The 12,641-nt window shown below is 70.5% G+C and carries 14 protein-coding genes; 2 read left to right on the top strand and 12 right to left on the bottom strand.

Annotation, left to right across the window (positions count from 1 at the left end; translation table 11 throughout):
- Positions 1–2: 2 nt before the first annotated feature.
- The 12 genes from ACFWY5_RS17315 to ACFWY5_RS17370 all read right to left on the bottom strand — a co-directional run bounded on the left by ACFWY5_RS17315 (position 3) and on the right by ACFWY5_RS17370 (position 10,328).
- Entirely contained in the window at positions 3–536 is a 534-nt protein-coding gene (locus tag ACFWY5_RS17315) for a phage tail protein I (protein WP_379610804.1), read from the bottom strand.
- The gene (locus tag ACFWY5_RS17320) at positions 529–2,475 is read right to left on the bottom strand and encodes a putative baseplate assembly protein (protein ID WP_379632884.1); all 1,947 of its coding nucleotides are present in this window, start codon (positions 2,473–2,475) and stop codon (positions 529–531) included. Before ACFWY5_RS17320 ends, ACFWY5_RS17315 begins: the two co-directional genes overlap by 8 nt.
- Positions 2,472–2,885, bottom strand: a complete 414-nt coding sequence (locus tag ACFWY5_RS17325; RefSeq protein WP_379610806.1) for a GPW/gp25 family protein — start codon at positions 2,883–2,885, stop codon at positions 2,472–2,474. The genes ACFWY5_RS17320 and ACFWY5_RS17325 overlap by 4 nt, the downstream gene beginning before the upstream one ends.
- On the bottom strand, positions 2,882–3,166 hold the full coding sequence (locus tag ACFWY5_RS17330) for a PAAR domain-containing protein (RefSeq protein ID WP_379610807.1): 285 nt from the start codon (positions 3,164–3,166) through the stop codon (positions 2,882–2,884). The genes ACFWY5_RS17325 and ACFWY5_RS17330 overlap by 4 nt, the downstream gene beginning before the upstream one ends.
- Positions 3,166–4,806, bottom strand: coding sequence for a VgrG-related protein (locus tag ACFWY5_RS17335; protein WP_379632886.1), 1,641 nt, complete (start codon positions 4,804–4,806; stop codon positions 3,166–3,168). Before ACFWY5_RS17335 ends, ACFWY5_RS17330 begins: the two co-directional genes overlap by 1 nt.
- Positions 4,796–5,551, bottom strand: coding sequence for a hypothetical protein (locus ACFWY5_RS17340; protein WP_379632888.1), 756 nt, complete (start codon positions 5,549–5,551; stop codon positions 4,796–4,798). The genes ACFWY5_RS17335 and ACFWY5_RS17340 overlap by 11 nt, the downstream gene beginning before the upstream one ends.
- 2 nt (positions 5,552–5,553) lie before the next feature.
- The gene (locus ACFWY5_RS17345) at positions 5,554–5,991 is read right to left on the bottom strand and encodes a phage tail protein (protein WP_379610810.1); all 438 of its coding nucleotides are present in this window, start codon (positions 5,989–5,991) and stop codon (positions 5,554–5,556) included.
- Positions 5,992–6,002: 11 nt separating this feature from the next.
- Positions 6,003–6,368, bottom strand: coding sequence for a hypothetical protein (locus ACFWY5_RS17350; protein WP_379632890.1), 366 nt, complete (start codon positions 6,366–6,368; stop codon positions 6,003–6,005).
- A gap of 1,415 nt (positions 6,369–7,783) precedes the next feature.
- A complete protein-coding gene (locus ACFWY5_RS17355; protein WP_379610812.1) occupies positions 7,784–7,930 on the bottom strand; it encodes a DUF6760 family protein in 147 nt (48 codons plus the stop codon).
- Positions 7,927–8,355 (bottom strand): hypothetical protein, encoded by a 429-nt coding sequence (locus tag ACFWY5_RS17360; RefSeq protein WP_379610814.1) that lies wholly within the window; start codon positions 8,353–8,355, stop codon positions 7,927–7,929. The genes ACFWY5_RS17355 and ACFWY5_RS17360 overlap by 4 nt, the downstream gene beginning before the upstream one ends.
- Positions 8,352–8,795: a phage tail protein gene (locus ACFWY5_RS17365; protein ID WP_379610815.1), complete on the bottom strand. Its 444-nt coding sequence runs from the start codon at positions 8,793–8,795 to the stop codon at positions 8,352–8,354. The genes ACFWY5_RS17360 and ACFWY5_RS17365 overlap by 4 nt, the downstream gene beginning before the upstream one ends.
- Positions 8,796–8,810: 15 nt before the next feature.
- Complete coding sequence (locus ACFWY5_RS17370; RefSeq protein WP_379610816.1) at positions 8,811–10,328, bottom strand: phage tail sheath family protein; 1,518 nt, start codon at positions 10,326–10,328, stop codon at positions 8,811–8,813.
- 174 nt (positions 10,329–10,502) lie between these two features.
- Between ACFWY5_RS17370 and ACFWY5_RS17375 the strand changes: the two genes are divergently transcribed.
- Together ACFWY5_RS17375 and ACFWY5_RS17380 are read left to right on the top strand one after the other, a co-directional pair.
- Entirely contained in the window at positions 10,503–11,045 is a 543-nt protein-coding gene (locus tag ACFWY5_RS17375) for a hypothetical protein (RefSeq protein ID WP_379632892.1), read from the top strand.
- A 226-nt stretch (positions 11,046–11,271) separates the two neighbouring features.
- Complete coding sequence (locus ACFWY5_RS17380; protein WP_379632894.1) at positions 11,272–12,564, top strand: SLC13 family permease; 1,293 nt, start codon at positions 11,272–11,274, stop codon at positions 12,562–12,564.
- The last annotated feature ends 77 nt before the right edge of the window (positions 12,565–12,641 follow it).

Consider the following 12,641-nt stretch of genomic DNA (forward strand, 5'->3'; position numbering starts at 1 on the left):
CGTCAAGGCGGGTTGAGTATGGTGATGCGGACGCTGATGTGTGCGGGTACGCCCAGTTCGAGCACGTCCTGGAGCCATTGACGGTCGACCACCGTCTCGTCGGGCAGGTGGATGGTGACCACCGCCTCGTCCGTGCCGGGCAGGTAGCCGCCCGGCCGGGTGGACCAGCCGACGCCGCCCGAGTCGGTGACCCGCGCGTCGATGCCGGTGAGGGTCTTCACCAGCCTGGTCAGCGCGTCCAGGGTGCCGCGGCCCCGGTGCAGTGACACGGCGTCGGCCACGAGCGCGCGCCGCTGTTCCTCGGTCATCTGCTCGCCGAAGCCGATCGCGACCCAGCCCGCCAGCCACGGGAGCATGTCCGTGGGCGTGAGGGCGGGGTCGAGGTAGCTGTCCAGGCAGTCGAGCGTCGTGAGGATGGGGGCGAGCACCTCGTCCAGCGCCTGCGTCAGGTCCTGGGCCATGCCTTCGGCGAAGATGGCCGGTAGCTGCTCGCCCATGGGGTGGGCACTCGCCAGGTGGCCGACCGCTTTACGCATCGCTCGGTTTCCTCACTCTGATCTGGTGGCGGTAGGAGAAGACGAGGGCGTCCGGTTCCAGGACGATGCGCTGGGTGGGCTCGCCGCGGTCCCCGGTGACCGGGTCGGCCTCGAACAGCTGGATGTCCTCGACGAGTTCGACGCCCGAGACCCGCTGGAGCACGGCGTGCACGTCCCCCGACTGCACCATGCGGCCGAACGGCCAGCCGGCGCCGAACTGACCGCCGATGATCGGATTGAGGTAGGCGTCGAGGGCGGACACGGCCTGGGCGCGCACCGCCTCGATGTTCGAGCCCGACCTGCCCTTCAGCCTGGCCACGACGGTGACGCCCTGGTAGAAGGGCGGCTCGACGAGCACGCGGGCACCCAGGCAGCGCCGTCGGTCCAGGTGCCGCCCGATCTTCCCGACCAGTTCCTTGGAGGGCTGGAGGTGCTCGAAGCTCATGTTCGTCGGCTCCACCCGGGGTACCACCAGCACCCGGACCCCTTGATCCTGCCCGGGCACGCACCTGATCCGCGCCGCTTCCGGTGCCGCCTCCCGCGCGAGTTCCTCGTAGTCCTCGGCGGTGACGGCGCGGTCCCTGATGCGCAGTTGCAGCGGGCCTCGAGCGGCGGCGTTGGCCACCGACTCGCCGTCCACACCGCCGATGGCGGGCTTGCGGTTGACGACCGACGTCACGAACGGCACCGGCTCGCGCTGGACGTCCAGCATGCCGCGCGCCACGTTGCCGCGAGAGCCGCCGCCGGTCAGGTAGTACGGCACCTGGATGAAGGCGCCCTTCTCCGGCACGTCGCCGTACCGGAGCAGCGAGCCGTCCTTCTGCCGCACCGCGGGCCCGAAGACGATCTGGCCCGCCGCCCGGTCCACCATGATGTGCCGGTCGGCGGGTCCCGACGGGGCGAAGGAACTCACCTCGTTCCACTCCTGAGTGCCGTCACGCGCGTGCACCCGCACCACCATCGGCTCGTCGGCGAGAATGGGCGGGCGCTGCACGGTGAGCCGCTGCCCGGGGACTCCCTCCGCCACGCCGACGATCTCGTCCGCCACGACGTCGGCGTGAAACGCCGCGACCGTCCCGCCGACGGTCCGCGCGCGCACCGCCGTGATGCGCGGCGAGGCGGTGTACGACGGCCGGCCGTCCCTCGCCTCGACCACGCGGCACCGGAGCCAGCCCGCCCGCTGCTCGCCCACCACCGAAGCCACGTGGCCGCCCGGCACGTGCACCTCCACCTCGCCGTCCTGGGTGAGCCCGCCCGTGGTGTCCCGGCCCACTTCGCAGGGCACCCAGTCCTTGGCCTCCCCGTCCCAGTACTGCCATTCGAGAGGCGGATCGCGGGGATCGATTCCCGGCCCCGCGAGCGCGCAGGAGAACGAGAGGCCGACCACGCATCCGGGCACGGCGTTCGAGAGCCCGAAGTACACCGCGTCGCCCTGGCGGGGTGAGCGGGAGAAGCAGTCCACACCCGTCCCCTCAGCGAGCGTGTCGCTCTGGTTCACCGGAGCCGATCCGACGGTTCCGGTGGAGAGGCGGGTGAGCGAGCACGGGAGGATCAGCAGGTCGTCCGCCGTCGTGAAGACGATGGGCTCCTCCGCCTGCGCCCCATGGGTCTTGCTCGCCACCTGCGTGCTCTTGGGGACCGTGACCGTGTGCTCCCTGGACGCCGACAGCGTGAACGTGAGGTCGCACCGCGCCGGTGCCGGTGGAAACCGCTGTACGCCGATGAGGTCCAGATAACGGAGGTAGTGCAGGTCGGTGACCCGATTCAGGCGGTAGAGGAGCTGGTCGACCATGAACGCGAACGCCTCGATGAGCGTGATGCCCGGATCGGAGACGTTGTGGTCCGTCCAGTCCGGGCAGCGCTCCTGGACGAGGCGTTTGGCCTCGTCCACGAGGTCCTGGAAGCTCCGGTCGTCGAGGTTGGGAGCGGGCAGCGTCATCGTGCTCCTTCGTGCGGCGGGATGACGTAAAAGGGAAAGACGAGGTTGCGCGGGTCGTTGTCGCCACGAATCGTGTAGCGGATGTCGATGAGCAGGATCCCTTCGTCCACGCGGCCGAAGCCCACCTGGACGTCGTGGAGGGCGACTCGGGGTTCCCAGCGTTCGATCGCCCGCCGTACCTCATAGGAGATGAGTCCCGCCGTGCCCGCGTTGGCGGGCGCGAACACCAGGTCGTGGATCGCGCAGCCGAATTCTGGGCGCATCGGCCGCTCGCCGGGAGAGGTGCCGAGGATGAGGCGGATGCTCTCCGCGACCTCCCGCTCCGCCGCGACGAGCGCGATCGATCCGGTGCGGTCCACCGCGATGGGGAAGGCCCAGCCCGACCCGATGAAGTCTCTGCTCATGGTCATCCGCCGATCGTCACCGTCGGGCACCCGACGAGGATCATGGCGCCGCATCCGGCACGGTCGCCCACGCGTACGGCGGGCAGCCCGCCGATGAGCACGCTCACGCTGCCGGGCCCCACGATGGGCGTCGGCGGGTGCGGCGTGGTGGGGGAGGGGAAGGAGCAGGCGTGCATCGCGGTGACCGTCGCCGCCGGCATTCCGCCGATGAGCACGGTCGGCACACCGGGCCCGGTGATGACGCCGGGATGATCCGTCGGGTCGCCCACCCGTGCCGCGAACCCCATCAGTTGATCCTCACCTGGGTGCCTCTGATCTCCACGTCGGCCAGGCCGCTCATGGTGACGCGGGCGCCCTTGAGCTCCAGCGGCCCGTTGCCCGCGTCGATGGCGACGCCGTTGGCCCCCTTGATCGCGACCATGCCGGTGAGCGCGTCCAGCCGTACGGTCAGCCGCTCGTCACCGGAGGCGAGCAGGACTCCGCTGCCGTCGGTGACCGAGTCGACGAGCTCCAGCCGGTGGCCGGCCCGGGAGACCAGGGCGCGGACGTTCACCTCCCCGCTGACGCCGTCGATCACCGAGGTGGACAGGCCGGGGGGCGCGTCCTGGCCGTTGTAGAGCCCGCCGAGCACGTACGGGTGGTCGAAGTCGCCGTTCTCGAAGCCGACCAGCACCTCGTCGCCGACCTCCGCGGGCAGCACCGCTCCGCGCTCGCTCCCCGCACCGGCCGTGATAACCCTGGCCCAGCCACTGGTGTATCCGTCGGCCAGCCACGGCATACTCAGCCGCAGCCTGCCCCGGCCCGCCGGGTCGTGCACGTCGCTCACGATCGCGGGCACCAGTCCCGTGCCGCCGGACGGCGCGGGGCCCGGAGAGGGGCCGGCCGACACGGCGAAGGCGGTGGTGTAGCCCGTGACCTCGGAGAACGTGTGCCGGGTCGTCGACAGCGTGTACTTTCCCTCGAAGGGCGCGCCGACGTTGGCCAGCGCCACCAGGGCGCCCGCCCGCAGCGCCGGATCCCCCCTGACCACGCCCTCCAGCTCGGCCGCGCCGCCGCCCAGCTCCGCGGCCAGCGCGTCGGCCGCCGCGCTCACTTCGGCCTGCGTGCGGTACGTGCTGTCGCCGGCCATCAACGACGGCGCCCCGAACCGCGTGCCCAGCGCGACCGGGTCGGCGCCGCGTACCTCCGCCTCGGTCGCGCGGGGGGCGGCCACGGCGGCGACCTCCTGCTTGTTCTCGGCGTCCCAGCCCCGTACTTCGACCTCCGGCACCTGCCCGCCCGCCGTGACGGTGGCGCGGAGCGACAGCAGGGCGCCGCCCGCCGCCACGGTGACCGCCGCCGCCCCGGCGGGCGGTCTGGGCCGCAGGAACGACAACTTCCCGTCGGTGACGCGCACTCTGGCCCCGGTACGGCGGGCCAACCGGCACAGGAACTCCCAGTCGCTGATCCCGTCCTGGTTGATCTGCGTGTCGGGGCGGCCGCCGACACCCGGCAGCGGGTCGATCTCGCCCGGCCGCAGGCCCGCTCGCCGGGCCACCTTGCGCACGATGTCCGCCACCGTCATGTCCGGATATACGGCGACTCGCCGTCCGCGCATGAGGCGGTGCGCCTCGTCCATCCCCCGGACCTCGGCGAAGGCCCCGTCCGCGGCCAGGTCGAGGGCCACCGAGGTGACCTCGCCGCTCATCAGGAGGCGGGGGCCGCCGGGATCGGAGGTCTGGACGCGCAGCCGTACCTTGGCGCCGATGGCGAAGCCGCCCTTGCTGAGCACCACGTTGGCGTCGTCACGGAAGCGCAGCACGAACACGTCGGGAAGATGCCCGCTGTCCTCGACATATCCCGACACGAGGCGCTCCGCGACGTCCTCCGGCAGGGGAGCGCCCTCGACGTCCACCACGAGGCCGCCGGTGAACAGCTCAGCGGCCACTGGTCAGCTCCTCGACCGTCGGGAGCAGCAGCCGCGTGCCGGGCCGCAGCCGCAACGGGTCGTCGACGTCGTTGGCCTCGGCGACGGCCCGCCAGAGGGCGGGGTCGCCATACGCGCGGTAGGCCACCGCCGCCAGGGTCTCCCCGGCCACCACCACGTGCACCTCGACCGCGCCCAGCGCGCCCGAGGTCGGATTCTGCTTCGACGGGACCCCGGCGACCTCCTCCATCGTCACCGAGCAGACCGCCCTGATCGGCAGGCCACCCGGGGTGAACAGGGTGAACCTCGCCGCCACGTCGCTCACGAACGCGGTGAAACCGTTCAGCAACCCCCACCGCAGCACCACCCACGGCGGGCACGACTGGGCGTTGGCCAGCGTCCTGTCCGTGGGGACCACGCAGGTGAACAGCTTCTCCACCGCCTTGACGACCTTGTCGTCCATGGTGTCGCTCGCGTCGAAGAACATCTCCAGCGTCAGCTTGCACGGCTCCGGGCCCTGGAACTGCGGCACGCCGCTCTTCCTGGTGTTGCGCTGGGGGCTGCGCCGCCACCGCGCGGCCTTGGTGAACGACAGCTCGTTCGGGTTGAACTGGAAGCCGATGGTGTCGTAGCGGGTGCCCGGCTTGCCGAAGCCGCCGCTCGGCGGATGAAGGAGCTCCAGATAAGCCCGTTCCAGGCTGGGCGGCGGGCCCTGGGCGGCGATCCCGGACGGCGCGGAAGCCTCGAACGCGACAGGCGTGGACACCGTCAGCCTCCCCAGCCCGGTCCGAAGAACCCGTGATGGGCCAGCTCGACCGTCTCCATGGCGGCCCTGGGCGTCCCGGCGTCGAACCGCGGCCCCGTCCACCTGACCGGAACGACGTCCCGCAGCCCCCAGCTCGTGATCAGCTCGCCCGCGAGCGTGCGCGCCTCGATCGTCGCCGTCCTGCGCGCCACGCCGTGCACCGTCCCCGCGAACCATCGCGTGACGTCCTTGCTGGCCGCGGTGACCGGCCGGGACAGCCGCACATTGGAGAACCGCACCCGGGTCGGCAGCTGCCAGACATACCCGTTGTTGCCGCCCTCCTCGCGCTCCTCCATCTCCACCTCGCAGCCGAGCCCGTCGCAGCTGTCGAACGTCCCCAGATCATGGCCGTCGATCTTGAGCACGTAGCACACCGCGACCGCGATCTCCTCCTCCGCCATCTCCGCCCCCCTCAGAACCGCGAGCCCATGGACAGCCCCCGCCGCTCCCGATCCAGCCGCGAGTCGGCCCTCAACCTGCGTACCAGCAGCTCATAGACCGTTTCCACCAGCTCTTCCACCTTCATCGGCCCCTCCTCACCGCTCTCCGCCCGCCGCGCGCCCGCCTTCCCCGCTTCCCGCACCGCCGACCGCTCCTCCCCGTCCCGCGTCCCCTGCACTTCTTCTGGTACGGCCCGCGTCTGGACTTCTTCCGGTACGGCCCGCGCCCCGCCCCAGGGCTCCCACTCGGCTCGCGCCGTTTGAACGGCCCGCGCCGTTTGAACGGCCCGCGCCTCCGCGCCGTGCGCGTGCCCGGCAGGCGCCTCGTTCCCCCGCACCTGTGCACCCTCCGGGCCCGGTGGCCGCACTCCCGTTGATACGCCGGGCGGTGTCGTGGCGGCCGGTTCCCTGTGTGTCGGCTCGTGCGCGGGGGACTGGGCTCTGGCCGGAGGGGGCGGGAGGTCTCCTGGTGCCCGCCGCACGTCGCCGTCCCTCTCTGTGTCGCCGCCACGCAAGATCCTGGGATCGGCGGAGAGGCCCGGCGGGAAGGAACCCCGTGCGCGCGGCGCCGATGGCGAGCCGAGCGTGGCCGAGTCCCGGCGTGTGGCGGAACACTGGTGCGTGGCGAAGTCTTGGCGCGCGGGGGCGTGCTCGCCGGAGGGCTCGGGGGTGATCCCTTGGTCCGGTGTTCGTGGCTCGCTGGTCGTCGTGGCCTGCTCCGGGGCAGGTGGGAGGGGATGGGCTGGGAGTGGTTCGCCCAGACCCAGCGGGCGAGACGGAGAGGCATGGCCCGCTGGTCGCGGCATGACCGGGGGGCGGAGGCCGCCATCGGGCGTGCTCACGGCGGGGTCAGCCCATGCGGTGGGTACCGCGGGCGCGCTGGGTGTGGCCTCGTGGGTGGTGGGCTCGGCGGTGCTGGGCTCGTGGGTGGTGGGCTTGGGGATGTGGCCCGGGGGAGGTGGCTCACCTTCGGGGGTGACAGGCGGCGTCGGCCGTACGGGATCAGCGGGTTGTGACGTGGCCCGCTCGGGCTGCGGTGCGAGCGGCGGCTGTGGTGCGAGCGGTGGGTGTGGTGCGAGCGGTGGGTGCGGCGCGAGCGGCGTGGGTTCGGGACGCGGGCTCACGGCCGGTGCCGGGTGCGAGGCCGTGGGCGTCGGTTCCACGGAAGGTGTCAGCGGGGAGGTCGGCGCAGGCGGCACATTCGCGGGCGATTCGGCGACGGGCGCCGGACTGCCGGGGAGTGCGGCGGGCCGCGGATCGAGCTCGGGCGATGGAGCGGGCCCTGTCACGGGGGAGTGGGTGCCAGGCACGGAGGTGCGCGCGGGCTCGTCGGGCGGCGGGGTGGAGTGTGAGTCTGGCGTGGGCTCGGTGGGTGTCGGGGCGGGGTGTGAGCCTGGCGTGGGCTCGGTGGGTGTTGGGGCGGGGTGTGGGCTGGGCGTGGGGGTGGTGGGTGTTGGGGTGGGGTGTGTGCTGGGGGCGGGCGCGGTGGGCAGCGTGGTGCGGGGGCCTTGGAACGGGATCGGGGTGGCCAGGTTGTGGACGAGGCCGGAGGGGGCTTCGGTGGATTGCTCGTGGGTGAGGAAGGTCAGGAAGGACGGGTTGCGCCAGGACGCCAGCGCCGCCGCGAAGCGTGCGGGGTCGAGCAACACGGGGTGCCGGGGGATGGAGAGGGGGATGGGGGGCAGGGTCTGCCATTCGGCGCAGGAAGGGGGCGCTGATGGCTGCGGGCGGCGGGTGCGGCGCCAGGGCCATCTCATCGGGGGGCGCCCAGGGCGGCGATCTGGGCGACGAATCGTTCGCGGTCGGCGTGCTCCAGGTCCAGGATGTCGTCGAGCGGCCAGTGGAAGTGGTACGCGACGTAGGCGATCTCCCCGTAGAGACGGTCCGGCGCGTGGGTCACGATTCCCCCAGGCGGCTGCCCGAGAGGTCGACGGTGAACCCGTGCCCGCAGGCCGGGCAGCCCACGTCCGCGCGCGCGTGTCCCTCGCTGTTGACCCTGCGGTAGAGGTCCTGCAGGAAGGCGAGGTCGGCGGCGAAGAGGTTCTCGATGATCCCGGGGTGTACGTCGGCGATGCCGCCCAGGCGGGTGACCACCCGCCCGAGGAGCACGACCGTGAGGTAGGCGGCGTTCTCCCGTACCCGGTCGTCGCGCAGGGGGATGAGCTCGTCGCGGGCGGTGGCCAGGCGCATGACCCCGTCGCGGTGGAGGGTGCCGGAGGCGTCGAGGTATCCGCGGGGCAGCCGGAAGGGGAACTCGGTGCGCAGGGGCGCCTCTCCGGCGGGCGGCGCGGGGTCGGCGACGGCCGTCGATCGCCACATGCTCACTCGACCTCCATCTGCTCGTACGTGACGACCAGGGTCTCGGTGAGCACGTTGGTGTCGCCCGCCTTCATGGCGCTGATCTCCAGGCTCTTCGGCCAGGCGTTGACCAGCTTGTAGCGCTTGATGGGGTTGTTCTCGTAGTCGTAGACGATGATCGCGCCGCCTTTTCTGGCGTTGGACATCCGGCCGAACTGCGCCTCTTTGGCCCACTTCTCGAAGCTGTTGTCGGCGGTCAGGCCGCGTACCAGCGTCACCTCGCCCGCTCTGACGCGGCCGGGCAGCTTCTTGACGACGTACTTGCCGTCGGCGGTGTTCTGGCGCAGCTCGATGACGTCCTGCTCCATCTTGAGCCCGGCCACCTCGCTGATCTGTTTGATGACGATGCCGTCCACCTCCAGGCCGAAGGAGTGGGCGACCGCGGTGTCGAGGTCGGGAAGTGCCATCTGCGATCTCCTGTGTTATTCGCTGACGAGGCTGGTGCCGCTCGCCATCTGGGCCAGCCTGAAGACGACGAACTCGGCCGGTTTCACCGGTGCGACACCGATCTCGCAGACGACCAGGCCCTTGTCGATGCTCTCCGCCGGGTTGGTCTCACGATCGCACTTGACGTAGAAGGCCTCGTCCGGGGTGAGCCCGAACAGCGCGCCCCTGCGCCACTCCATGACGAGGAAGGCGGCGATGGTACGCCGGATCCTGGCCCACAGGGCGTCGTCGTTGGGTTCGAAGACCACCCACTGGGTGCCTTCCAGAATCGACTCCTGCAGGTAGTTGAACAGGCGCCGGACGTTCAGGTACCTCCATGGCGAGTCGGCGGGGGCGAGGGTGCGTGCTCCCCACACCCGGATCCCCCGGCCGGGCATGACCCGGATGCAATTGACGCGGGGCGGGTCGATCTGGTTCTGCTCCGCCAGGGTGAGCTGCGACTCCAGCGCGATGGCGCCATGGATCACCTCGTTGGCCGGCGCCTTGTGCACCCCGCGGGTCGCGTCGCTACGCGCCCAGACCCCCGCGATGTGGCCACTGGGCGGGATGAGTCTCACCCCCTTGGTCTCCGGATCGAAGACCTTGATCCACGGGTGATAGAGGGTGGCCCACATGCTGTCCAGGCCGAGGTCGAGCTGCCATTCCTGCAGCTTTTGCGCGGACAGCCCCGGCGGCGCGTCGAGGATCGCCATCCTGTCCTTCATCGCGTCGCAGTGGGAGTGGAGCTGGCCCTGCACGACCTTCACGCCGTCGGCATCGATGGCACCCCGCTCGAACGCGCCCATCAGGTCGGGTATCGCGATCATCGTCACCGCGTCGACCGCCGCGAGACCGCTGAGGCCGCTGCGCTGCTCCTCGTTCCCGATGTACATGTCCGGGCCCACCTCGGCGGGCAGCACCGGAGGCGCGGGCGGCGTCCTCAACGTGATCGCCTGCGGCTCCAGCTTGACCAGCTCCGCGTCAGCCTCCTCGACCTTGATCAGCTTCGACTGCCGGACGGCCGTCGCCAGCGTGCCCTTACCGGACTTCGCCGGGAACTCGAAGGTCTCCTCGACCTTGCCGTCACGCTTGACCCTGATCGCGAACCTTTCCTCCGTCGACTGTTCACCCTCGGCCTGGGGCAGCTCGGACACCTCGACGCTGATGTCCCCGCTCTCCCCCTCGGGCAGTTCCTTGGCCACGATGCGGAAGGAGCCGAGCATCGCCTGTGGCGCGGGGGTCGGGGCGGCGCCGTCTCCGCCGATGCGGACCACGTAGCAGGCGCTGCCGCCGTTGAGGAAGAACCCGTAGACGGCGTGCGCGAGCAGGCCGCCCGCGAAGGACTCACCGAACAGGCCCGTGTACTGGGTCCAGCTCGTCACCAGGGTCGGCTCGCTCGGTCCATCGCTCGCGAAGCCGACGAACGCGGCGACAGCCGTACCCACGCCCTCGATCGGCCTGGAACCGGAGTCGACTGCTTCGATGTAGACGCCAGGCGTCCTGTAGTCAGGCATCGCTCCTCCTCGGCGATAGGGCTACGTCGAGTTCTCCCCACTGCGCCGCCGCGGTGGCAGCATCATCGGGCGTCCATGGAGGCGGAGAGCACCGGCCTTTCGGGCATGCGTGCGCGGGCCTCATGGACGGCGCAAATCAACAACCTCTTCAAGATTCCGCGCGTCTGAGTGACTATGACCTCATCTACCGAGCACATCGGCCGCCGCTTCGGAGCATGGGCGGGCGCCGCCGCCCTGACGATGGTCCTGGGCGGAGGCGTCGCCAACGCGGCCACCACGGATGGCGTGACGGCACCGGCCGCCACCCGGGTCGACTGGGCGTCCGTGGTGGAGCCGATGCTGAACTGTCCCAAGCCGAAGCCGAAACCCGCCTGGTACGTCGTGCGCGCCCGCGTCGCGGCCGTGGGCGACCTCACCCGTGACCGACGCCGTGAGACCGTCGTCGTCTCGTCGTGCCCGAGCCCGACGTCGAGCAACCCCTTGGTCGCCTTCGTGTACGACGGAGTCTCCAAGCCCCACCTGCTCGGGCAGCTCGGCAAGAACCGCTACTTCAAGTCCATGAAGGTCTCGATCCGCGGCGGGCTCGTACACCTGCGCGGCAAGGTGATCAGCGACCGGTCCCCCAGGTGCTGTCCCGATCTGGTCGTCAGCCAGACCTACAGATGGGACGGCACGAAGTTCCGCAGAACGGCGGAGAAGGCGACGCGCATCTCCTGAGCTTGCGAAGTTCCCACGCCTCAGGGACGACGGCGGCATCGGTGGCTCGCTCACCGGTGCCGCCGTCGTCTTTCTCCAGCAATCCGCAATACGGAAAACTTCTACCGCTGTGCGGAATCTACGCGGGTTTCCAGGAACGCAAAAGTCTTGACGTGGATGGTGAGCCGGGTCATACTCTCGCAAAGCGGAAACAAGTTTCCACATCATGGAAAACCGGAGTCCCCGCATGTCGGTGCAAGTCATCACGATCATCGTGCTCGCCGCAGTGTTCCTCGTCGCCACCGTCCTGCCCGTTCACATGGGCGCCCTGGCTTTCGTCGCCGCCTTCATGGTCGGGGCCTTCGTGCTCGGCGAAGGCAAGGACGACATCGTCGCGGGCTTCCCCGGCGACCTGTTCGTCATCCTCGTCGGGGTCACCTACCTGTTCGCGATGGCCAAGGCCAACGGGACGGTCGACTGGCTGGTGCAGGCCGCCGTCCGCCTCGTACGTGGCAAGATCGCGCTCATTCCCTGGATGATGTTCCTGGTCACGGCATTGCTCACGGCCGTGGGCGCGGTCGTGCCCGCGGCCGTCGCCATCATCGCCCCGGTCGCCATGGGCTTCGCCCTGCGCTATCGCATCAACCCCATGCTCATGGGCCTGCTGGTCATCAACGGGGCCAGCGCGGGCGGCTTCTCGCCCATCAGCATCTTCGGCAGCATCGTCAACGGTGTCGTCACCCGCAACAACCTGCCGGGCGATCCCGGGATGTTGTTCATCAGCTCGTTCGCCTTCAACCTCGCCCTGTCCGCCGTCGTCTTCCTCCTGTTCGGCGGCCGTGAGCTGCTGCGGCGCAACGGGGAGCCGGTCGTCGAGAACGAGCCTGAAGGCGGCTCGGGCGGCACCGCCGTCATGGCCCCTCCGGCCGCCGGCGTGGTCGTGCTGAACAAGGAGCGACTGCTGACGCTCACCGGCCTGGTCGTCCTGGCCGGTGGAGCCCTGTTCTTCGGCCTCGACGTCGGGTTCACCGCCATCACCGTCGCCGTCGTGCTCTCCCTGGTCTCGCCCAAGGGCGCCAAGGACGCCATCGGCCAGATCGCCTGGCCGACCGTGCTGCTCATCTGCGGGATCGTCACCTACGTCAGCCTCATGGAGCGCGTCGGGACCATCGACTTCCTCGGCGGCAAGGTCGCCACCATCGGCATCCCCCTGCTGGCCGGACTGCTCATCTGCCTCATCGGCGCCGCCGTGTCCGCCTTCGCCTCCACCACCGGAATCCTCGGCGCGCTCATCCCGCTGGCGGTGCCGTTCCTGCTGACCGGGGACATCGGCGCCGTGGCCCTGGTCATCGCACTGTCGGTGTCGTCCTCGGTGGTCGACTCCTCACCCTTCTCCACCAGCGGCGCCCTCGTCGTCGCCAACTCCCAGGAAAGCGAGCGCGACTACGTCTTCCGCGGCCTCATGCGCTGGGGATTCAGCATGATCGCCATCGCGCCCCTGCTCACCTGGCTGATCTTCCTCGCACCCAGCTGGTCCTGAGTCCGCCGCCAATTCTGTATCGACCTTAAGGCCGATATCAGGCAGCCTTTTCGAAACTGTGTTCCCTTGAGGGTTGT

Source organism: Nonomuraea sp. NPDC059007, from assembly GCF_042740555.1.
Lineage (GTDB): Bacteria > Actinomycetota > Actinomycetes > Streptosporangiales > Streptosporangiaceae > Nonomuraea.